Source organism: Calditrichota bacterium, assembly GCA_013112635.1.
GTDB lineage: Bacteria > Calditrichota > Calditrichia > Calditrichales > J004 > JABFGF01.
Genome location: JABFGF010000002.1, coordinates 781,111 through 805,354, shown reverse-complemented (window position 1 = coordinate 805,354; position 24,244 = coordinate 781,111). Strand labels below are relative to the sequence as shown.

General features: G+C 37.2%; 17 protein-coding genes. 15 read left to right on the top strand and 2 right to left on the bottom strand.

From position 1 onward, the window contains the following. Positions 1-151 precede the first annotated feature (151 nt). The 7 genes from HND50_08515 (at position 152) to HND50_08485 (ending at position 5,898) form a co-directional block, all read left to right on the top strand. Positions 152-892 (top strand): class I SAM-dependent methyltransferase, encoded by a 741-nt coding sequence (locus HND50_08515; protein NOG45259.1) that lies wholly within the window; start codon positions 152-154, stop codon positions 890-892. Between the two features lie 6 nt (positions 893-898). After that, the gene (ftsE, locus tag HND50_08510; protein NOG45258.1) at positions 899-1,546 is read left to right on the top strand and encodes a cell division ATP-binding protein FtsE; all 648 of its coding nucleotides are present in this window, start codon (positions 899-901) and stop codon (positions 1,544-1,546) included. A gap of 3 nt (positions 1,547-1,549) precedes the next feature. Next, the gene (locus tag HND50_08505; protein ID NOG45257.1) at positions 1,550-2,407 is read left to right on the top strand and encodes an ABC transporter permease; all 858 of its coding nucleotides are present in this window, start codon (positions 1,550-1,552) and stop codon (positions 2,405-2,407) included. Between the two features lie 162 nt (positions 2,408-2,569). After that, entirely contained in the window at positions 2,570-3,139 is a 570-nt protein-coding gene (grpE, locus tag HND50_08500) for a nucleotide exchange factor GrpE (protein NOG45256.1), read from the top strand. A gap of 8 nt (positions 3,140-3,147) precedes the next feature. Further along, the gene (gene dnaJ, locus HND50_08495) at positions 3,148-4,326 is read left to right on the top strand and encodes a molecular chaperone DnaJ (protein ID NOG45255.1); all 1,179 of its coding nucleotides are present in this window, start codon (positions 3,148-3,150) and stop codon (positions 4,324-4,326) included. 65 nt (positions 4,327-4,391) lie between these two features. Continuing rightward, positions 4,392-4,799: a helix-hairpin-helix domain-containing protein gene (locus tag HND50_08490; protein NOG45254.1), complete on the top strand. Its 408-nt coding sequence runs from the start codon at positions 4,392-4,394 to the stop codon at positions 4,797-4,799. A gap of 79 nt (positions 4,800-4,878) precedes the next feature. Beyond that, positions 4,879-5,898 carry a DUF1611 domain-containing protein gene (locus HND50_08485; protein NOG45253.1) on the top strand — a complete coding sequence of 340 codons (1,020 nt, stop codon included), beginning with the start codon at positions 4,879-4,881 and terminating at the stop codon, positions 5,896-5,898. Here HND50_08485 and HND50_08480 read toward each other — a convergent pair. Continuing rightward, positions 5,893-6,456: a DJ-1/PfpI family protein gene (locus tag HND50_08480; GenBank protein ID NOG45252.1), complete on the bottom strand. Its 564-nt coding sequence runs from the start codon at positions 6,454-6,456 to the stop codon at positions 5,893-5,895. The genes HND50_08485 and HND50_08480 overlap by 6 nt on opposite strands. A gap of 115 nt (positions 6,457-6,571) precedes the next feature. On the opposite strand from HND50_08480, the gene HND50_08475 reads away from it, so the two are divergent. After that, the gene (locus HND50_08475; protein NOG45251.1) at positions 6,572-7,306 is read left to right on the top strand and encodes a UDP-2,3-diacylglucosamine diphosphatase; all 735 of its coding nucleotides are present in this window, start codon (positions 6,572-6,574) and stop codon (positions 7,304-7,306) included. Positions 7,307-7,380: 74 nt separating this feature from the next. Here HND50_08475 and HND50_08470 read toward each other — a convergent pair whose 3' ends face one another. Further along, positions 7,381-9,303 (bottom strand): T9SS type A sorting domain-containing protein, encoded by a 1,923-nt coding sequence (locus tag HND50_08470; protein ID NOG45250.1) that lies wholly within the window; start codon positions 9,301-9,303, stop codon positions 7,381-7,383. Positions 9,304-9,502: 199 nt separating this feature from the next. Between HND50_08470 and HND50_08465 the strand changes: the two genes are divergently transcribed. The 7 genes from HND50_08465 to HND50_08435 all read left to right on the top strand — a co-directional run bounded on the left by HND50_08465 (position 9,503) and on the right by HND50_08435 (position 24,229). Then, positions 9,503-12,241, top strand: coding sequence for a TonB-dependent receptor (locus tag HND50_08465; GenBank protein ID NOG45249.1), 2,739 nt, complete (start codon positions 9,503-9,505; stop codon positions 12,239-12,241). Between the two features lie 83 nt (positions 12,242-12,324). Beyond that, positions 12,325-15,714 (top strand): hypothetical protein, encoded by a 3,390-nt coding sequence (locus tag HND50_08460; protein NOG45248.1) that lies wholly within the window; start codon positions 12,325-12,327, stop codon positions 15,712-15,714. 34 nt (positions 15,715-15,748) lie between these two features. Then, complete coding sequence (locus tag HND50_08455) at positions 15,749-16,783, top strand: PorV/PorQ family protein (protein ID NOG45247.1); 1,035 nt, start codon at positions 15,749-15,751, stop codon at positions 16,781-16,783. 10 nt (positions 16,784-16,793) lie between these two features. Then, positions 16,794-17,510: a hypothetical protein gene (locus HND50_08450; protein ID NOG45246.1), complete on the top strand. Its 717-nt coding sequence runs from the start codon at positions 16,794-16,796 to the stop codon at positions 17,508-17,510. Then, entirely contained in the window at positions 17,507-18,832 is a 1,326-nt protein-coding gene (locus HND50_08445) for a hypothetical protein (GenBank protein NOG45245.1), read from the top strand. The genes HND50_08450 and HND50_08445 overlap by 4 nt, the downstream gene beginning before the upstream one ends. Positions 18,833-18,994: 162 nt before the next feature. After that, positions 18,995-22,147, top strand: a complete 3,153-nt coding sequence (locus HND50_08440; protein NOG45244.1) for a TonB-dependent receptor plug domain-containing protein — start codon at positions 18,995-18,997, stop codon at positions 22,145-22,147. A 15-nt stretch (positions 22,148-22,162) separates the two neighbouring features. Next, positions 22,163-24,229 (top strand): fibronectin, encoded by a 2,067-nt coding sequence (locus HND50_08435; GenBank protein ID NOG45243.1) that lies wholly within the window; start codon positions 22,163-22,165, stop codon positions 24,227-24,229. Positions 24,230-24,244 lie beyond the last annotated feature (15 nt).

The window sequence follows — 24,244 nt, the reverse complement described above, 5'->3', positions numbered from 1 at the left end:
AAAGAAATTTCCTTTGCTATAAATTATTAGTCTGCTAGAGCTTAGCACTATGCCCTATAGAAATCAACACAATTTCCTGGTTGATCATTAATTAATATTGAGATAAACTAACCAGCGAATTTGATAATGGTTTCTTCAAAAAGGAATGATAATGTTTTCAGCCCCGTATAGCCAACTTGCCCAAATTTATGACCGGGTGATGGTGCATGTAAATTATAAAATGTGGGCTTCTTATGTAAAAAACCTCTATCAGTTTGCAGAGGTGAAAATTGAAAAAGTTGTTGATTTATCTTGCGGAACAGGGAAACATATTTCATTTCTTCTAAATGATAATAATTCATTTACAGGGGCCGACCTTTCCAGGAAAATGGTTCTTGCAGCAAAAGCCAATCTAAAAAAAAATAATAGAACAAGTTTTTTAGTAAATGATGCGCGTAATATTGCTCTTAAAAACCAATCAACAGATGTGCTTTTAATGTTATATGATTCGATAAACTATTTATTAGAGGATTTAGAAGTTGAAAGCTTGTTTAATGAAATTTACCGGGTTCTTACTCCGGGAGGGATCTTCATTTTTGATTATGTTACCGAAGAAGGGTTAAAAGAATGTTTTGATGGTTATTATGAAAGTGATAGTTGGGATGGAATGGCTTATGAAAGGCACAGCAACTACTCCCAAAAGGAGAAGTTACAATATAATAGATTCAATTTACTCTTTAATGGGCAGCCATTTTTTGAAGAACATGTTCAACGTATAAGGCCTTCTGCAGAGTGGAAAAAGTTTATTAAAAAAAGTAAGGTGCATTTGTGCGCGGAGTTTAGTAATTTTTCAAATTCAAAACCAAACATTAAAAGCCAACGCATACATTTTGTTTGCAGGAAAAACCTGTAGATATCTATGATCGAATTTTACAACGTCCATACAAAAATAGATAAAAACGTTATCCTCAAAAACATCACCTTTCGTATTTTAAAAGGGGAATTTGTTTTTTTAACAGGATCCAGCGGTGCAGGAAAATCTACAGTGCTGCGCCACATTTATATGGATATTATTCCTGAAGAAGGAATGGTGATTGTTGAAAATTTCAGTTCAGCAAAAATTAAAGAAAAAGAAATTCCTTTACTGCGCAGAAAACTTGGAGTGGTTTTTCAGGATTTTAAACTACTGTCGGACCGTAATGTTTTTGAAAATGTCGCCTTTGCGCTTCGTGTAACAGGTGCAAAAAGTAACGAGATTAAACGGAAAGTAATGCGGGTTCTTGCTGAAGTTAATCTTGGTCAAAAGCGTAACTTTTATCCCCGGGAGTTATCTGGTGGTGAGCAGCAACGAGTGGCAATTGCCCGGGCTATTGTAAACAATCCGTTTATTATTTTGGCCGATGAACCAACAGGAAACCTTGATTCGGAAAACACATTTGAAATTATGGATATCCTGGAAAAAATAAACCGTCAGGGAACGGCAGTTTTAATGGCCACACATTCAGAAGAAATTTTAACCAAATATCGTCATCGTAAAATTACTGTTGATAATGGGGCTATCGGATAACTTATGAATTTTTGGTTTACTATTCGTGAAGGGTTAAAAGGCTTTTCTCGCGCCCGACTGTCAACTTTTATTACAATTACCTCAATTGTCTTTTCACTTTTTTTGATTGCAATATTCTTAGTTTTAAGTATCAATGTTGACTCCTGGATTGGCCAGATCCGATCAAAACTGGAGCTTGAAGTTTATATTGATCGTACCTCAACGGATGAGGAGGCAAAAAAGACTGAACAACAAATTGCTAAAATTGATGGCATTGAAAAATCTGTTTATATCTCTAAAGAAGCTGCAGCAAAAAGGTTTGAAAAAGAGTTTGGCAAAAATATTTATGAAATTCTTCAGAACAACCCATTACCGGCTTCTATAATTATCACTTTGAAACCCGGTTTTAGAAATGCCGAAAAGGCCGCTCAAATCAGTAACGAGTTGGGAAAAGTGAACGGGGTTGAGGAAATTGTTTATCACAAAGAACTTATCTCAATAATAGATAACTATTTGGATATTGTTTATTTGATTGGGGCAATAATCATAATTCTGCTTATTACGATTACATTCATTTTGCTATACAACACTATTCGCTTAACTATTTATGCCAGGCGGGATATAATTGAAATAATGAAACTGGTTGGTGCAAAAAAATCTTTAATAAAGCGGCCTTTTGTTATTGAGGGATTATTGCAGGGGGTATTTGGTGCTTTAATTGCATCGGGCGCGATTTATTTTTCAGTAAAACTGGTAATTAAGTTTTTATATCCGTTTTTGCTTTTTAAAGCTGATATTTATTTTATAGTTATTATAATGGGGATGCTTATTGGATATTTTTCCAGCCGGATTAGCGTTCAAAAACATTTAAGTAATGTTTGATGGCGCTTTATCTTGAATAATCGTTAATTCTCACGCAATCCAGCTTGACACCTGCCCCTACAATTTTTAACTTCCTCGGTTCTAATAATTTAGTAACGTATTGCTATATTTCTTATCTAAACCGATTAAGAAGTATTATTAATTATCTATGGAGATTTAAAAGTGTCAGATGAAGTAAAAAGCGAACAGGAAACAATGGAAGAAACAAAAACAAGAAAACCAAAAAATAGTAAGCCTTCTGCAAGGAAAAATGTAAAAGAGACAAAACAAGTAAAGGATCTCAAAGAAAAATTGGCAGCTTCTTCAGAAGAGCAGGAAAAATTAAAAGACCAGCTATTACGTAAAATGGCGGAATTTGATAATTATAAACGACGCACAGAAAAAGAGTTTATCGAAAACATTCAATCTGCAAGTAAGGAGCTTATAGAAGAACTGCTTCCGGTTATTGATGATTTTCAAAGATCGATAAACCATGCTGTTTCAGAAAAAGAAAAATCCACACTGCTGGATGGTGTTCAGCTTGTATATAAGAATTTGATGAAGGCTTTAACAAAGCGCGGTTTGACAGAAATTGAAGCCATAGGTACAGAGTTTAATCCGGATGAACACGATGCTTTAATGCAAGTTGATTCTGATAAATTTGAAAGCGGCTTTGTTGTTGATGAGCACCAAAAGGGTTATAAACTAAATGAAAAAGTTCTCCGGCATGCCCAGGTGCTGGTTTCAAAATAAGGTAAGTTATGTCTAAAAGAGATTACTATGAAGTTTTAGGTGTTGAAAAAAACAGTGGAGCGGATGAAATAAAAAAAGCCTACCGCAAGCTGGCAATGAAGTACCATCCTGATAAAAATCCTGGAGATAAAGAAGCCGAGGAAAAGTTTAAAGAAATTGCAGAAGCCTATTCAATTTTAAGTGATGACCAGAAACGCGCTAAATACGACCGTTTTGGCCATGCTGCAGAAAATATGGGTGGCGGCGGTTTTGGAGGCGGCGATCCTTTTGGTTTTGGTGGCGGGATAGATTTATCGGATGCGCTTAGACAATTTATGGAACAAGGCTTTGGCGGTTTTGGCGATATTTTTGGTGGTGGAGGTTCACAATCCGGTGGACGGCGGAGAAGCTCCCGTCGAAAAGGCGCTGACCTGCAAATCCGTTTGAAGTTAGATTTGGAAGAAATTGCGGCGGGTGCAAAAAAGAAAATCAAAGTAAATAAAAAAATTGACTGTGCTACATGCTCCGGTTCAGGTTCGGCAAAGTATAGTAAAACGGTTGTTTGCCCTATTTGTAAGGGAAGTGGTGAAGTACGGAATGTTTCACAATCTCTTTTTGGGCAATTTGTAAATATTTCATCGTGTCAGCGCTGCTCTGGTGAAGGACAAATAATTGAGAATCCTTGTGCAACATGTGGTGGTGATGGACGAGTAAACGGCACCAAAACCATTGAAGTAAATATCCCTGCCGGTGTAAAAACGGGGAACTATATTCCGTTAAACGGAGAGGGGCATGCCGGATTAAGAGGCGGCCCTGCCGGAGATTTGATTGTCCATATTGAAGAGAAATCACACAAAATATTTGAACGGCGTGGTGATGATGTAATTCTTGTATTACCTGTAAGTTTTCCTGATGCTGCACTGGGGGCGAATGTTGAGATCCCAACATTAACAGGAAAGGCAAAACTGACAATTTCGCCTGGGACACAATCCGGAAAAATTTTAAGGATGCGCAGTAAAGGCATCCCGCATTTAAATGGAGCGGGGGTTGGGGATCAACTTGTACAGGTTCAGGTGGTTGTCCCTACAAAATTATCTTCCGAAGAAAAGAAAGTACTTGCCGAGCTTCAAGAAAGTGAAAACTTGAAACCGGGAGATACTTCATCAAAGAATGTTTTTGAACGCTTTAAAGATGCTTTAAATATCTGATTATTCCTTGGCCGGGAAAATTGTGAATGTCAAAATTATCTCCATCCGAAAAAAGAGGATTGCTCATGGTTAGCGCCCTGCTTTTTGTTGCATTTATTATTCAATGGATTCAACCCTATATTGTTCAGGATGATTTATACGACTACTCAGTTCAGGATAGTGTTTTTCAGAAAATCTCTTCTGATACAACCGGTGTGACTAAAGAAGCAGCGGTGCCCGAGTATCAGGAAAAAAAGAAAAGTAAGAAAAAAAAAGATATTCAATTAAACGAGCTGATAAATATAAATACAGCTTCACAAAAAGAACTTGAAAAGTTACCAAGAATAGGCCCTGCAACGGCAAAAAATATTATTAATTATCGTACTGCAAATGGCACCTTTAAAACAATTAAAGAAATAACAAAAGTTAAAAGAATCGGACCCAAAACACTGGAAAAGATCAAACCGTTTATTACACTGGGCGATTCGCAATAATTAAAGCTTACAAAGTATAAATTTGTTCTAAGTTGAAGTTTTCTATAAATTTAGTGATTGTCTAACTCATCCAAAGCCCATGAAAAGAAGAATAATAATCCACACCGATACTCCTCTAAAAAAAGTAAATTCAAAAATTGAATGCGAACTGATCCGCTATTTGAACAGTGAAATTATTGGTATTATTGATACCGGTAATGCAGGCAAAACAGTTGAAGAAGTTTTAGGTTTTGGCGGCGAAATACCGATCGCATCATCTCTAGATGAATTTTTGACTCAAAAACCAAATTATCTTCTTATAGGTGCTTCTTCCTTTAAAGGCACATTTCCTATGGAATGGTACCCGATGATAATTAAGGCACTGCAGATGCGGGTTCATATTTTAAATGGCCTTCATCAACCCTTAAGTTCATTGGCAGAGTTTGATTTGCTGGCAAAAAAATATAAGGCAAATATTGTAGATCTTCGTGAAAGAGGAGACAAACCTGTCAAGTACAGAAATTTGACAAAAAATATCCAGGCAAAAAAAGTATTGATGGCAGGAAGCAACGAAAATAGTGGAGAGCTTTCAACAACTCTTGAGTTGATTGATATGATCCACAAAAAAGGCATCTCTGCCGATTGGATCCCAACAGGATTATCTTCCCGTTTAATTAAAGGAAAAGGCTTTATTGCAGAATCTCTTATTGGTGATTTAATCTCCGGTTATATTGAATCGGATTTAATTGAAAGAGACCAAAAATTTGAATACCTGTTTGTTGAAGGTCAGGGGTCTGTAAATGATCCGATTAAGGCTGGAACGATGATGGGGATTTTGCATGGTACAAAACCGGATGCGGTGATTTTGTGTCACAAAGTTAGCAAGGCTAATGATTTAAAAGGAATCACTGATGCCCACGAAAATTATAATCAATTATTAAAACAGATTAACTGCGCCCCTATTATTGGCCTTTCCTTAAACACTGCTTTACTTTCGCAAACGGAAGCGGAAGAAATAGTTCAAAGTGCAGCAAATCAAATGAATATTCCAGTGGTAGACCCGTTAAGGACAGATTTATCCGGGTTGTTGGATGCTGTAAAATCAATTGAAAAGCTATAATGACCTTGTTTGAGAATGTAAGATTTTATTAGAAATTTCCGTTGCCTTTTCTTCTCCGCAAAGACTTTTAATTAAATAAAGTGAAAAGTCAATCGCAGTCCCAAGAGCCCTACTTGTTATAATATTTCCATCCTGGACGATTCTGTCATTTACATACTCTGAATCAACAAAGACTTTTTCTTCAGTTGGATAACTGGTCACTTTCTTCCCTTTTGTTAATCCTGCTTTTTCTAAAACAGTTGGCGCAGCACAAATTGCGGCTATCAACCGTTTCTTTTCAGATTGCTTTTTTAGTAGGGCAATAACTTTCTCAGACTCTTTTAAGTTGTTTGTTCCAGGCTGACCGCCGGGTAAAATAATTACAAAAAAGTCACGGTTTATGCAATCATCAATTAGTTCATCAGCTTCAATGGTAACTCCATGAGAGCCGGTTATAGTTTTTTCTGAGATTGAGGCAGTTGTGACCGGAATATCTGCACGTCTTAACAAATCAATAATTGTGATTGCTTCAACTTCTTCAAATCCTGGTGCAAGAATTATTAGGGCATTATTATTCATTTTATCCTCATTTTTTCTAAATCATAATCTTTTATTATCAAACAAACAAGGTAGGCATTTGATTTTATTTAATGTAAAAGTTAGCTTCCATTTTTCAATTTATTATAGAATGGACATGGTAAAAGCATATTTCTTATCCGATATACATTTGGGCACCGATGACTCACCGGAAGAACACAAACGACAAAAGGTTTTTCTCGATTTTTTATATAATATAAAAAATGAAGCCAGCCATATTTATTTTGTTGGTGATTTGTTTGATTTCTGGTTTGAATATAATTATGTCGTTCCCAAAAAATACTTTGAATTTTTACACTGTTTTAGGTCACTAACTGAAAAAGGAATTAAGCTTTATTATCTTGCCGGGAACCATGATTTTTCTTTGGGTACATTTTTTGATAATTATGTAAAAATAGAAACCTATCATGATGAGTATACTTTTGAATTGGCAGATAAAAAATTTTATTTATGGCATGGAGACGGCTTGGGAAAAAAGGACGGTGGATATCGTTTTTTAAAAAAAGTTATGCGCAACAGAATTAACCAAAAACTTTTTCGGCTGCTTCACCCGGATTTTGGAATTCCATTTGCCCGCTTTGTTTCCGGGTCAAGCAGACTTTACACAAATCAATTAAACCACCTTAGGGATGAGAGCGATTATTTTGAATTTGCTGAAAAACAATTTTTAAATGGATTTGATTATGTGATGATGGGTCACCGGCACAATCCCCTTGTGCATCAGGTTGGTGAAAAAAAATATATTAATCTTGGGGACTGGATAAACCATTTTTCCTATGCATTTTTTAATGGCCAAACTTTGGAATTAAAAAAATATGGGGAGACGAAGTAAAGAACTTTTTAAACAATGGTATAAATAAAAAAAGGCGTCTCAATGGACGCCTTTTTTTATTTATTAAAACCTAATTACTTAATAAGCATCATTCGCTTATTTTTCTTAAAGTTACCATACTTCAACTCATAAATATACATACCTGTTGCAACTTTAACCCCGGCATTATTAGTACCGTTCCATTGCATTGTATGTGTACCTTTGTTGTAAGCTTCGTTATTAATAAGCGTTTTAACCTTTTGACCAACACTGTTATAGATTGTCAAACTAATCTTTTTCTTAATAGGTAAGAAAAACTCAATGTTTGTTTCAGGGTTAAAAGGATTAGGATAGTTTTGTCTAAGTTTATAGTCGCTCGGTAAGATTACAGTCATCTCTTTGCTTTCAATGCTGTTAATCTGAGTAGACTCAATCATGCGGATAGAAATCCTGTTTGGCTCAACAATTTTTGTTTCAACTGTATCATAAACAGAGTGTGTAAAGTCAACGGTGTCAATTTCCATTGAGTCAGTACCGGCATACATTGTATCATAAACTGTCCATGCTGTATCCCTAACCCAGGTGTAATTGAAAATATCAATGCTGTCACCCCAGGCCTGAGTTGGTATAATTATATCTTCGAACTTATCGCCATCAAAATCAGTGTAATTTCCAAAAAGCTTCATTGCGATAGTGCCTTCGCTATTTGCTTGCAATACTGTATCTGAAACAATATGTCCGGCAGAATCAGTTGTAGTAATAGAGCTGTAGATTTTAGAATCTAGTTCGTCACCTGTATAAAGTATAGAATGTTCCCAATTGTTAGGATCAGTTTTTTCACCACCCATAAATTCTGACGTCCTTACATATGCTCCATGACGTGCAGCATAATATAAGTTTGGTTTACCATCACTGTCCCAATCACCTACACCTGGACGGCCAAAGAAATCATAGCGGTCATCGTTTTCAGGAACTACGTCTAACATAAACGCATTAGTTGTATCAACATGTGCCAAGTTGCCATCATCATAATGAGCCATTAACACCATTCCGTTTGCACTATACATTGGGAAATAAACTTCTTCTTTACCATCTTCATCAATATCAATAGCACGTCCGCCACCAAGAGAAACCATATCATCAGTAGGATCACCATATACATAGTTGTTTCCGCCTGTTGTATCTGCAAGTTCATATGTATCAGCGCCTGTAGAACGTACAGGAGTATGGTGCCCATAGTTCCAGTTGTGAAAAACCATATCCTTAACGCCATTTCCATCAAGGTCAGCAGCAACTACAGCATAAGGAGTACCACCACCATAGTTCGCATAAACTTCATTACGAGGCCAGTGACCTTCTCTTTTTACTACAGAAAAACCAGGGTTTCCTGTTGAATATGTACCATTAATACTAAAAACATAATATCTGTCAAAGCCACTTCCTGAAGAGTTGTTGGCAAACATCAGTTCGTTTTGGCCATCATCATCAACATCTGCTACATCCATAAACTCAACATTATTATAACCATTTGCAGAATCAGGATAAACAGAATATAAAGGAGAACTAATTGTTTTAGCAGGGGCATCGCCAAAGTTCCAGCTTCCTGCAACTCCATCCCATTCAAAAATTGCAATTCCATTTCCATCAAATGGAGCAATAAGTTCTATAATACCATCGTTGTCCAAATCTCCCCATTTTACAAAACGAGGATGGCTGGCTCCACCTAAACTATCAAAGTCAGGACTGGTCCAAACAAGTTCCATTGCATCATCGCCTGCATTTTTAAATACATGGATAAAACCATTTTCGTAATAGTTTGTTACTGCAAATCCGGCAACGCCTTCACCTAATGGATCATCATGCAGATCCATTCCACGAATACTGGCCAGGCCACTTAATACTGAATCCTGATCAACTGTTGGAAACTGATAGCCGGTTTTAAAGTCCATTGTTTGTGCTTGTAGCATAAACATTGAACTAAGAAACAGACTCACAAAAAGAGCGGTAAGTTTTCTCATAAAGAAACCTCCAAATAAATTGAATTGTTAAGTTAATTAAGGAAGTGAACTAATTGCGCTAAACTAAGCACGGTCATTCCTTAAAAGCAAGTTTTTTTGAAATATGCATTTGTGTTTTGACTTGTTGTCTTTTTTTCTATATTATGCCAATTAGTTCAAGTATCAAACTAACATCAATTGGTTTTTGGAGTATTTTAATATGAAACGTTGTCTTGCATTGGTGCTCATTGTATTTATTCAATTCGGCAATTTGCTTGCTGGTAATACCGGAAAAATTCTTGGCCGGGTTACCGATAGTAATACCGGAGAGCCACTTATTGGTGTGAACATCATTCTTGTTGACCAGCTTCAGGGAGCTTCTTCGGACGAAAACGGCGAATATTTTGTCCTCAATATCACACCCGGTTCATATTCTGTTGAATGCAGCTATATTGGCTATCAAACAACAGTTACTCAAAATGTGCTAATACAATCAGATCAGACTACAATTTTGGATTTTAAACTAAGCGAACAAGTTGTAGAGTTGGATGAGAAAATTGTTGTGATTGCTGAAAGACCCCTCGTGCAAAAAGATTTAACATCATCTAAAAAAGTTACCACAACTGAAGAAATAAAAACATTGCCGGTTGAAACCTATGCCGGAATTATGTTAACACAGGCTGGGGTTTCCCAGGGTGCTGATGGTGCTCTTCATATTAGGGGTGGACGATCAACCGAGATTGCCTATCTTGTAGACGGAGTTTCAGTGGCAAACCCCTTTAATACAAATGGCTTGGCAACAAGCGTATCAAATAACTCTATACAAGAAATGACAGTTGTTAGTGGAGCTTTTAATGCGGAATATGGAAACGCAATGAGCGGCATAGTTAATTTTACAACCAAAGATGGAAGCCGTGACTTTAAAACTTATTTGAGTTTTTACAGTGGTGACTACATAAGCGATCATAAAGACATTTACACTAATATTGATGATGTTAATCCATTTTCAAAATACAACGTGGAGGGATCTCTCTCCGGTCCATTGTCATTTTTGGGTGGGAATAATACTTTTTTTGTTTCTGCCCGGGCAAGTAAATCGGATGGATATTTATATGGTATTCGCGAACACACCCCAGCCGATTCGGCAAATTTTTTACAAAAGGTTTCCTATATAGAAGAGTCAGATGAGGGTATCGTTACAAGAATCCCGGTCTATAGCGATGCTTGGTATATCGAAAATAACGGAGACGGCAAAGTTGTTCCAATGAACCCGAGTGAAGGTTTAAACCTGTTGGGGAAAGTAAAATTCCAATTGGCACCGGGTGTAACCATGCGCGTCCAGAGTCTGTTGAATACATCTGAATGGAAAAGCTATGTTCATTCTTATAAGTACAATCCGGATGGCACGTATAAATATTTTTCAACCAGCACAAACAACTCCCTTCAACTAACACATACCCTAAACAACAGCACTTTTTATGATTTGAAAGTTGCTTTTAATACCCGCGACTATGATCAATATGTCCATGAAGATATCAGTAAATATACGCCCACAGATTTAATCCAGGGTGATCCGGGTGGTGCAACTTTTAATTTTGGTGGAATGCAAAGAAGCCAGATTTTTGAAAACTCAAAAACATTCTTAGCAAAATTTGATTTTACAAGCCAGGTTAATAAAAGAAATTTAGTTAAAGCCGGGGTTGAAACCCGGTTGCATGTATTAGATCGAGAAAGCTACTCCATAAGCTACAACCGCAGTGATTATTATCAGCCAACTAAGATATTTATTGGTGATGGTAAATATATCCGTTACCCAAGACAAATCTCAACATATCTCCAGGATAAGCTAGAGTATGATGACATGATTATAAACCTTGGTTTACGTTACGATTATTTTAATAGTGACGCGCCTTATGCAGTAGATGAGCTACAACCTGATGGCGAACGCAAAATGGCAGATTCTAAACATATGCTTGCACCACGTCTTGGAATATCATTTCCAATCACTGCTCAGGGTATAATTCATTTGTCTTACGGACATTTTTTTCAGATGCCATCTCTAAGAAACTTGTATAGCAACCCAAATTTTTCATTACCTGTTGGAAACTCAGCGCCACTTTTTGGCAATGCTAATCTTGACCCTGAAAAAACAATAAGTTATGAAATTGGTCTGCAACAACAATTTACAAATTCAATCGCAATCGATGTTACAGGATTTTATAAAGACATTCGTAATTTGCTGGCGTGGCAAACAATTCGCTTTTTCCTTTTAAATGAAGATGGTAACAAGAGCGGGGAAACACAGGATTACAGAATACGCCGCAATCAGGATTATGGAAATGTAAAAGGTGTAACAGTAACTTTAGAAAAACGGGCAATGCCTGGAGAACCATTCGCAGCTAAAGTAGATTATACTTTTCAAGTTGCCGAAGGAAACGACAACAATGTAGCATCTTTTTTTTATAACTCAATTTCCGGACAGGAGAATGTTAAAGAAATAATTCCTTTAGATTGGGATCAAACGCACAACCTTTCTGCTTCTGTAACCTGGTTCCCGGTAGACCAATTAACTGTAAGTATGATTGGTAAAATATCTGCAGGGTATCCATACAATCCGGAGTTTTTCGAGTCGAACTATGATGCCGTTTCCAATTCAGACAGAAAACCGACTTTGAAAGGTGTTGATTTAAGGGCGAGCTACAATTTTACTTTGGCCGGATATCAATACCAATTTTTTGTTAAAGCCTATAACTTGTTTGATACTTTGAACGAACGTTTTGTATTTGATGACACCGGCACGGCAAAATATACTTATGCAAATAAAAGTATTGATGAACCGGAATCATTCAAGAAACACTATGGCGAAGAAGGTGTGCATACAAATGATGAATATAATGTTCGTCCGCACTATTATCGTTCGCCAAGGGAGATTCGCATAGGTCTAAGTGTTGACTTTTAGACCAGGCCTTATAATTATATATCCTATATATAGATAATATTACCTGTATCAGGTATTTCACTAAATGTGGAGTTTTATCAACTATGTTGAAGTTTACAATTGGACTAATTTTTCTCTTTTTACCATTCTCAGTTTCATCCCAAATAAATATAGATAGTTTGTACAGTAAGGGAATGCAAAAGGATTGGACACAGGCCCAGGTTAATGATTTTTTGGCTTGGGAAACCGCTCAATTTTCTACAGCAGGGGGTACTTTAAGACAAAGTGCTATTATGAACGGTAACAAAATTACAACAGAAATTTGGAACTTTGGATCCATATCCAGCCCGGGTAACAGAATTACTGATATTATTTGGGAAGGCTTAGGTTACGGTTATGAATTTGGGCCTTTCGTGGGGTCTGAAGTTCCTGTTCCTAAAGGAAGCCACCACGATGTTCAAATAAAACGTGATAATTTTGGCCGTGTAGTTACAGATGATAATGGTGATACAGTTTGGGTTGCACATGTAATCTCTGACGGATTAAAATCAGGTCCGGAGATTTCCGGTGATTTAACAACACGCTGGGCATGGCAACCGCTTGTACAAAGTGATGATGGCGAAACCCAGTTTTTAACATTGGAGTCTCAGTATATGCCTACAAGCGATGACGGTGACACCGATAGTGACGGTAAGCCGGATAGTTGGCCAAAAGAATGGTTTGATGAAAATTTAAGAAAATATGTTTGGCCGGGCGCACTAGGGCTTGGTGCAACAAATGCGGATAAAGAAACTTTTTTTGTAATGGATGACCGCGACAACCTGGAGTTTCAATATTTTCCATATCCTGGTGAAACCGATAGAAGAGGGCTTGGCCTGGAAGTTGAAGCCAGGTATTATCAATGGTCTAATGCAGAAGCGGAAGATGCAATATTTTTGATTTATAAAATCCAAAACAAAGGACATTTTGATCTTGAGAAAGTTGCTTTTGGAATGTGGGGAGATCCTCATATTGGAGGTCCTGATGATTGGCGTGATGATTGGGCAAACTTTGATAAAGAATTTGAAATGACCTTTGCTTGGGATGCTGATGGTTTCAGTTTAAACGATGCGAATATTATTCCCGGATACCTGGGTTACAAGTTTTTGGAAAGCCCCGGTGTTTCAACTGATGGTATAGATAATGATTTAGATGGCCTTGTGGATGAAAGCTGGACCGACGGTATTGACAATGATGGTGACTGGCGTGCCGATACGGATGACATTGGTAGAGATGGAATTCCAAATACAGGCGATGAAGGCGAGAAAGATGGTGTGCCAACCGCTGGAGATCCATTTGATATTACCAAGCCCGGTGAACCAAATTTTGAGTTTACAGATATTGATGAATCTGACATGTTGGGATTGACAAGCTTTGCACAACCTTTGTTTTCCGGCTTGAGTATTGGTGATGACGAAAAAATGTGGACGGATTATTTGCAATCAGGACAATTTGATACAACACAAGTCCAGGGAGATTATGTTTTTCTATATGGTTCCGGGAAATTCACATTAAAATCTATTTTTACTGTTAGCGATGATCGGGTCAGCGATGCGATAAAGCGATTTTCAATAGCACTAATTGTTGCAGCAGATCGAAATGATCTCATTTTAAATGCAAAAGCAGTACAGAGGATTTATAACTCCGGTTATCAATTTGCCAAACCACCGGAAAAACCCAATGTAACGATTGTCCCCGGTGACAGGAAAGTTACTTTATATTGGGATGATGTTGCCGAAGGCTCTGTTGATCCAATTTCTAAAGAACAGGATTTTGAAGGGTATGTTATTTATAGAAGTACCGATCCGAAATTTTTAGACCAGCAAACAATAACGGATGCTAACGGCAACTCGTTTCTGTTTGAACCATTAAAAACCGATAAAGGCGTGGATGCAAGATTTGATTTAGCAAATGGATTAACAGGTCCTTCTAGTATTCCATACACAGACCGTGGTATTTCATATTATCTGGGAGATGATCGAGGGTTACGCCATGTTTTTGTTGATTCTAACAATGTTATAAACGGACAAACCTATTTTTACGCCGTAGTTTCTTATGACCGCGGTAGTGATTCTTTGAACGTAGCTCCATCGGAGTGTTCAAAAATCATTTCTTTTAACCCCGTAACAAACGTATACAATTTTGATACAAATACCGGACGTGCTATTCCTAGGTCTAAAGTAGCCGGGTATGAGCGCCCTTATATAAACGATGCTGATGACAATAATGGCATTATTCGCGAGGAAGGTTTTTCAACAGGCAATTTTTCTATTGACATTATTGACGAGCGGCAAGTTGAAAGTGATAATGTTTTCAAGATTGAATTTGCAGATACCTCCGGTGAAACAGAATATTCCGTTCTTGATACAAAAGAAAAATCACAAACGTTTATTTCTTTTTATGAAAACTCAGTACCTCTTAAATATAATTATTTAAGAGATATTTCCATTTTGTCAACGGATGGAAACACCGAATTTCAGGCAGGAACAGATTTCGAAATTGACAGCTCGGGCGGATCAATAATTGTTTTTGATCCAAACCTACATCCAGGGGCCCAGATGCAAGACGACAAGGAGTATCTTGCTAGGTATAAAAACTACCCGATTTACAGAACAACAAAAATAGACTCTGAGTTAAGCAATCCTGTATTTGATGGTCTAAGACTGGTTGTAAAGGAATCGGATTTTCAATTGAACAATAAATTAACGGGTTGGTCTGCATCAAGTAGAGGGGATTTAGATTATTTGATAACCCGTGAAACCGGCTATGCGCAAGACCCCTTTGATTATGAAATCAAGTTTTTTGACACAATTGTTGATACAACACCTGTCTTAAACGTTAAAAGTAATTTTAAAGTAATTGATGTTTCTACAAACGATTTTGCACCTTATGAAATTACTGAGACAAACAATGACGGTGTATGGGATCTTGGAGAAACGATAAATATTATTCGAGGCCCTGTAAGCCCAAATAATATTGTTTGGCAGGTTACTCTAAACAGTACTGATTCAGTTAAAGTTATTCCCGGCTCAAACGATGTATTTTTTCTTTCAACTGACAAACCCTTTTCTAATGGAGACCGTTTTTCTTTTTCAACACAAGAAGCTGTCGTCAATGTTAGCAAAGCAAAAAACCAGTTAGATAGAATTAATGTTGTACCAAATCCCTATATAGCAACAAACGCAATTGAACCGGTTAACACTGTTTCAAGTAGTGAGCGTGGCTTTAGGCGTTTATATTTTAATCACCTACCAGCAAAGTGCACTATAAGGATTTACACAACATCAGGAGAGCTTGTAAAAGTTCTACATCATGACTCTACATTGGATGATGGTAAAGAGTTTTGGAACCTACTCACAAAAGATAATATGGAAGTAGCGTATGGTCTTTATTTCTTCCATGTTGACGCTCCCGGGATTGGGAAAAAAGTTGGTAAATTTGCAATAATAAAATAATCCTTTAATAAGGATACTTATTCTGGAGTTACAGATGAAATTAAAATTTGTTGGAATAGTTCTTACATTTATCCTTGTATCGGCACCATTAAACGCCCAAAGGATATCCTCTTCGGATATTTCAAAAGTTGGAACAACCGTTGCCCAATTTTTAAAAATTGATGTAAGTGCACGCTCAATAGCTATGGGAGGCTCCTTTGTTGCTATTGCAAATGATGCCAGCGCTATATATACAAATCCTGCCGGATTGGCAAGGGTTAGCGGCTACCAGGCAATGTTTACTCATACGGAATGGATTGCAGGCACTAAATATGACTTTGGCGCCGTTACACTTAATTTAACAGATATCGGCTCGATAGGTTTTATGGTATCTTCATTTTCATCGGGAGATATGGCTGTAACCACGTTAGATAACCCGGATGGCACCGGGGCTTTATTTGACGTACAGGATTTACTAATTGGTTTGGCATATTCTCGGAACCTGACTAATAATTTTTCAATTGGCTTTACCGGAAAGTATATATATCAAAGATTGTGGCATTCAGAAGCGTCAAGTATGGCAATTGATGTTGGAACTCTTTTCAACACACCATTTTGGGGAATCGTACTTGGAACCAGCATCCGCAATTTTGGTGCTAAAATGCAATTGGATGGTCGCGATATTAAATTTGCTTATGACCCAGATAATCGCAATACCGGCAACGTAAATGTGGTTAACGCACAATATGAAATGCAAAAATATCCATTGCCTTTGTATTTTCAAGTTGGTTTGGCAAAAACGTTAAATTTTGGAGAACAAAATAAACTAACAATCGCAGTTGATGCCCTGACACCAAATGATAATTTTGAATCTGTTAATACCGGGTTTGAATATGGCTGGAATCAGTCTGTATTTCTTCGCGCAGGATATAAGTCACTTTTTCAAAAAGATACTGAAGAAGGTATGACGGCTGGATTGGGTTTTAATTTACGTCTTGAGGGTACAATGAAAATTCAGGTAGATTATGCCTATGCTGATTTCGGTCGTTTAGATAATTCACAAAGATTTACTTTAATGCTCCATTTTTAGGAAAATAATTATGTTTAAGAAATGGTTTGTAACACTTTTGCTACTAGCTGGCTTTCCATTTACACTATCAGCACAGCTTTCTGAAAAAATTGATTTGCAGATAAATACAGGAACGGCGCTACCTCTTTCCGCAACACATTTTGAAGAATACTGGAACCCCGGGATTCATTTTGGCGGAGGATTGGAATATACTCTCAATGATGTGATTACTTTAAAGTGGGATGCTGCGTTCAACACATTTGTATTTATGCATGACGAATGGAAAAAAGATTTGAAAGCAACCGCAATAGAAGAGATCCCAGAGCTGGAAGGCGAAATTGGCGACTTTATTGTAAATGGTGGAAACAGATACATTTTGGAAACATCAATAGGTGCAAAAATATTTCCTATGCCAAATGAAACAATCAATCCTTATTTGTCACTAGGGGCAGGCTTGATAAATATGAGTACCGACGAGATACTAATAGGTTTTAGTGGCCCTGATTTTACAGGTGAAACAATCCCATATTTTACCGCAGGTGTAGGCATGACTTTCCTTAATGGAGAAGGGTTTAGTTTGTTTGGGCAGGTAGCATATAAATATGCTATGACAAAAGATGAATATAAATTTGAACTGCTAGAGCCGGGTGTCGATTATTCACTGGATTTAAGTGGGAATTATGAAGAACAGGAAACAAGCATGGTTGCTGTTGAGTTCGGAATAGTTTTTGATCTCGCTAAAAAATGAATTTAAGAAAACCTTTTCTATTTTTACTCCTCTTTATGTTCTGCTGTCAAAAGCAGGGTCAGAACAACACTCCTCTGATTGCAACAATTGGCGATCGTAAAATTACGGTTTCCGAGTTTAAAGACCGCGCGAATTTTAATCCCATTCCAGGAAACAAAACACAAGCCCAATATAAAAACGATGTGTTAAGCTCTATTGTCGCAGAAGCACTTCTCGGCCAAATGGAAAATTTTGAGCAACCGGAAATTGTTTCATTGCTGGCAAACCAAAAAAAACGCGAAGCGGTTATTGAACAATTGTGGGATGAAGTAATTTTTAAGGATATTGATATTAGTGATCCCACTTTATGGGATTTCTATATAAAATCAAATAAACAACGTTCTGTTGAATTTGCTGTTTTTAAAGACTCATCAAGTGCAAAAAACTTCCGGGTAGAATGGGAAAACAAAAATCCCAAGGCTAAACAAATCTTGCAAACGGATAGCATTAGTTTTGATGGAAATATTGCTGTTCTTGAAAAAGAAGTGTTCAATGCACCACTCGGGCAAATTTCTCACCCGGTTAAAATCAGCCATAAATATTTGGTCTATAAGCCTTTGCAAGAGTGGCAAAAAAAAATCTTAAGCCGACAAGAATTTCAACAGAATAAAAGATCAGTTAAAAAACAGTATTTAAAGTTTGAAAAACAAAAACGTTTTCTGTCGTATGTAAAAAAAACTTTTAAGAAAAGCAGTTACAGGTTGGATCAAGAGAAGTTTAAGGAATTAACAAAATATTTAGAATCTTTTTTGGTAGGAAAAGAAAAGCTAGATGGAACAAACCTTGAGCTGTTTGATCTCCTAAAAGTTAAAAACGAGATAGATCCAAAAACAACAATGGTGAACTTTGGCAATAGTAAATCCTGGTCAACGGAAACTTTTTTTAAACGCCTGGCTATATCACCTTACCCGTTAAACTATTCTTCAAAAGATGCATTTCGGTATAGTATGATTCGGGCAGCAAAAAGATTACTCGATGATGAATTATTATTTCAAAAGGGTCTTGAATACAAAATGGATAACAGTAATTATGTCACATGGCAGTCATCAATGTGGCGAGATTTTTATTTTTCCCAGGCAGTTGGGACATATTTGAAGTCACCTAAAAAAGTGAAAACAGTTTTAGACAGCTTAAAAGATAATATTTCAACAGATATTAATTGGGCCGGTTTTGATTCATTAACTATTAATACAACCAAAATGATGGTTTTAAAAACTCATTTTCCTGGACAGACGATTGTTCCCAGGCATAGTAACTGGGATTTACGATTAGAAAAAAAGTAACAATCCGCTCAACTTTTGATTATATTTATTACAAAAAAAATCTAACGATAGAGTAAAATAAATTTGTTAACTAGAATGAATGTATTATATTTAACAAAGTTTGTTCGCCAACTGTACTAACCCCTACATACAAAAACGTTTTTTATAAGTTGGAGTATTTTAATGAAAAAATCATTCTTTTTTGTAGTTCTCGTTTTATCTATATCCATCCAACTTTATGCCGGTACTACAGGAAAAATCACAGGTATTGTTAAAGACGCTAAAACAGGTGAAACTTTATCGGGCGTAAATGTTTATTTGGAAAACACTTCATTAGGAGCAGCAACTGATATTGACGGCTACTATGTGATTTTAAATGTTCCTCCGGGAAAATATCAGCTCATCTCATCATATATAGGCTATAAAGATTATATAATTCAAAATGTTGCTGTTAGTGTTGATTTAACAACCCGCATAGATATTACTCTTAATAGCGATGTTTTGGAAACGGATGAGGTAGTAGTAATAGCAGAGCGTCCGGTGGTGCAAAAAGATGTTGCTGGAAGCGTTGCTATTATCTCCTCTGAGAATATACAAGCATTACCAGTTACAAGTGTTGAAGAGGTTGTTGGTTTACAAGCAGGGGTCACATCGGATCTTGGAATTAGAGGCAGTAGTTCTGACCAAATTGCTTTTATGGTTGATGGCGTTTTACTAAGAGATGAAAGAAACAATACACCGATAACCAATATCCCAATGAGTGCTGTTAGCGAAATATCTGTTCAGGCAGGTGGAGCAGATGCTCAATATCATAATGTTCGATCAGGAGTAGTAAATGTTGTTACAAAAGAAGGCGACCCTCAGAAATATAGTGCGACCCTTTCTGTAAAAGCGAGCCCAGTGCAACAGAAAAACTTTGGCGGTTCTCCTTATGATGCAGATTCATATTATAATAGGCCTTTTTTAGATCCCGAGGTTGCTTGGACAGGCACAGACAACGGTGCTTGGTCAACTTATGAACAGAGGCAATATATTGATTTTAAAGGTTGGAATGCCGTTTCGGAAGAAACCCTTCAGGATGATGATCCGACAAATGATTTAACACCGGAGGCTGCACAAAGAATTTTTAAGTGGCAACATAGAAAGCAAGGTCAGATTGATGAAGGCGATTATAATATAGATTTCGGATTTGGCGGACCAGCTCCCTTTATTAGTAAGCAGTTGGGTAATCTTCGCTTTTATGGTTCTTATCGTAAAGAGAAAAACCAATATGCAATGTCTTTGGCAACAGATGGCCGTATAGACCATAGCTATATGCTTAAGATGACTTCAGATATTTCTAATAACATGAAACTATCGGTACTGGGTCTTGTTGGTGAAACTTATGCCACATCAGGTTCACGCTCTGGTGGGACAAGTATCATGACATCAGCAAGCGGAGTGGCGAGTCTTCTAAACCAGACAGGGCACACTCAAGATTGGAGAATCTGGGTTCCTGGTTACTTATCGCAAACGTCCAGATATAATCATTCAATTTCGGCAAAATTTACTCATATTTTGAGCTCAACCTCATTTTATAATGCCCAGATAAAGCGCGTTGGTACAATTTATAGGACAGGCCCTGTTGCAATACGCGATACAGAAAAACTATATGAGATATTTCCAGGTTATTTTCTTGACGAGGCACCTTTTGGGCATTCAGACATTCCATCTACTAGTATTGATGGAATGTCAATGGGCGGGTCAATTGGCAACTCAAGAGATTCAAGCGAAATCTATACATATAGCGCAATGATTGACTATGTTAACCAAATTGATAGCAGAAATGAATTGAAGGCTGGTTTTGAATTTGTTTATAGCGATTATAAAATGAACTTTGGAAGCGTAAACAAGCAATTACCTGAAGGAAATTTTCGCTCAAAATTTAAACAAAACCCAATTAGGCTTACTGCGTATTTCCAGGATAAGCTTGAATATGAGGGTTTTATTTCTACTGTAGGTTTTATTGCAGAATACACAGACCCAAATGATGAATGGTATGATGTTGATCCATTTAATGTTGATTTTTTTACTTCTAATTTTGACCCTGAAAATGATGAATTATACAGGACAAAATCTGCGAAAGCCCGTTTTACAATAAGTCCCCGTTTAGCAATATCACATCCAATTTCTGAAACAGCAAAGCTTTATTTCAACTATGGACATTATCGTCAAATCGCAACTTCTGAAGGTTTATACCGTGTTGAAAGGGGTGTTGGAGATAAACTTAACAGAATCGGGGATCCCACTATTTCTCTCGCAAAAACAGTCTCATATGAGCTTGGGTACGACCATGCATTGTCGAATGAGTATCTTTTTCATTTGGCTGCTTATTATAAAGATATTACCGAGCAACAGGATTGGACCAGATATGTAGGTGCGGGTTCGGCTAGTAGTGTTAATTATAGACAGCTGACAAACAACAGCTATGAGGATATTCGCGGTTTTGAAGCAGATATTACAAAAAGATATGGTCGATGGGTTACCGGTATGGTAAATTATGAATATCGTGTAAATACCTCAGGGAACTTCGATCTTGGAGAAATTTATTTGAGCTCATCTGAGCAACGGGAATATATAAGACAAAATCCTCCGCAACAAACAAAAGCGACTCCAAGACCCCGCTTTAAGAGTACAATAGACCTGCACACACCGCTTGGGTTTGGGCCTATGTTCTTGGGTCAATATCCTTTGGACAATTGGCATTTTAATTTTTTAACACGCTGGACATCTGGAAGACATTTCCAGTGGCGGTCCAATGTACAGGGTAATACCCCAAATATGCAGTGGAATGATTATTTTAATGTTGATCTAAAGATTTCTAAGACATTCCATTTTGGATCAGTAGATGTTAAGTTTTTTGCAGATATTTTGAACCTTGGCAATACTAAAAACTTTTCACAAGTTTCTTTCTTTGATTCTTTTGATTATGATGATTATTTGTCCTCACTACATTTACCAAAAAGTACAATTGCAAAAACAACTGAGAACCTGATACCTGGAAATGACCAACCGGGTGATGTCCGTAAAAATGGTGTAGACTTTGTTCCGATGGAGTGGATTGCAAATACGGATAATATGTCTGCTTGGGATCCGGCGGCAATTTATTATGATGCAAGTACGAGTAAATATTTTGAATATAACTCTGACAATAGTGAGTGGCAGCATGCAAGCTCCTCTCGAATTAATAAAATAAAAAAAGATAAAGCATATATTGATATGCCCAACCACACATATTTCACTTTTTTAAATCCAAGACAAATCTTTTTTGGTATAAATCTTTCGTATAAGTTTTAAAATCAAGGAAATTCGATGAAATATTTAATTTTTGGATTTTTAGTTTTTTACTCTCTCAGTTTTGCTGATGAAAGCAAGTGGATTGCCATTGGTGATCTAAAAAACTGGTATTCTAGTTCAGGAATGGAAAGAGAGGTTGGAAGACGGGGTTTAATCCCGGATCAACAAGATGGGTTACGTTGGCCGGCTTTGTATAGTTTTCAGGATGTTCAGGCTGCGAAAGCCTTATGGATTGGGGCAATAGATTATAGTGACCCCTTAGCAAACGGGAAAACCTTTTCACATAAGGTTGTTCACAATGGGCCTCGTGTATTAAACGAACAAAGCGAGTTTATGCCAGTTGAGTTTAAACTAATTGGTAAATTTAATCATCCTGAAGTTACAGTGGATGGAATTCCGGCATCAAACACAGTACTTGATGACCTTGTTGATGAAATTGATGCGTCCATATTAGCAGACCGGATGCTGCTAAATGTTGTAAATACGGGTTTGGGTGTGACAATGACCCGCAAAATCCATGCATTTAGCCAGCAAGATCATGACAACTATTTCATATATGATTATGTATTTAAAAACACCGGTATTATAGACCTTGATGGAACGGTTGTGAACCAAACCCTTAAGGGTGTGATGTTCTTTTTTCAATATCGTTATGCACCAACCCGCGAAATTGGGCCCTATGGTTTTGATTATGCACCTCAGTCTACTTCATGGGGTCATAGTACAATGAATGATGTCCGGGGTGAAGATCCAAATTCCGGCGACCCTTTTAGGGCATTATATTCCTGGTTGGGGTTACATTCCAACCAATCTGTTAATATAATTGGTGGCCCCAACGCAGATGGAGATGGGCTATTAGGTGCAGCACAGTTTGTAGGAAATGTTGTTCTTCATGCCGATACTTCGCCACAAAACCAGGCAAATGACCCTTTCCAGCCTACAACGACACACTATATAGGATCAGATTTGGGTATTCAATCTGGAAATGATCAATTCAATTCGGCACAAATGACTGCCGAATATGCAGCAATGACTAAAGGGCATGCAATTGTTAGGCATGCTGATGCTGTTGGAGATGGTTTCGCAGATGCCTTTGGTGGAACAGGTGGAGGTTATTCACATTCACAAGGTTTTGGTCCTTATACATTAGCACCGGGCGATAGTATTCACATTGTTATCGCTGAGGGCGTAAGCGGGTTAAGCCGCGATAAATGCTACAGTATTGGAGATGAATGGTTGAATGGCGGACCTTTGATAAAGCCTGATGGAAGCACAGCTGCGAATGCAGATGAGTTTAAAAATGCATGGGTTTTTACCGGGCGTGATTCGCTTTTTAAAACTTTTAATAATGCCATAACAACATTTGAGAATGGACTAAATGTTCCATCTCCACCACCACCACCAGAAAAGTTTGAGGTAAACTCAGGCGGGGACAGAATTTCCCTAAGTTGGTCAGCAAACGCTGAAAGTTCACCGGGGTTTTCGGGATACAAAATATATAGGGCAATTGAAAAACCAGATACAACCTACGAACTACTTTTCTCATGCGGAACGGGAACAAGCCATCCTGAAATTGTAAACGAATATGATGACCGTTCTCCTCAAAGAGGTTTTGATTACTATTATTATATTGTTTCTTTTGATGATGGTTCTACAAATAATGGGCAACCACTAATAAGTAGTAAGTTTTTTACTTTAACAAATGAACCGGCGTTTTTAAAACGTCCACCAGGAGAGCGGCTCTCAGACATCCGGGCTGTTCCTAATCCTTTTAATATCCGTGCACGAGAAATTCAATTCGGGATAAATGACGGAAAAGACAAAATTCTATTTGTAAACCTACCACCAAAATGTAGAATAAAAATTTATACAGAACGTGGGGATCTTGTAAAAAAAATTGAACATCTTGACGGAAGTGGTGATGAAGAATGGAATTCTATTACATCATCCAGGCAAACGGTAGTGAGTGGTGTTTATATAGCTTATATAGAAGTTTTAGAAGATGATATTGACCCGGAGACAAGCAAACTTAAGTTTAAAAAAGGGTCCTCAACCTACGTAAAATTTATTATTATCAGATAGATGAAAGAGGTTTGA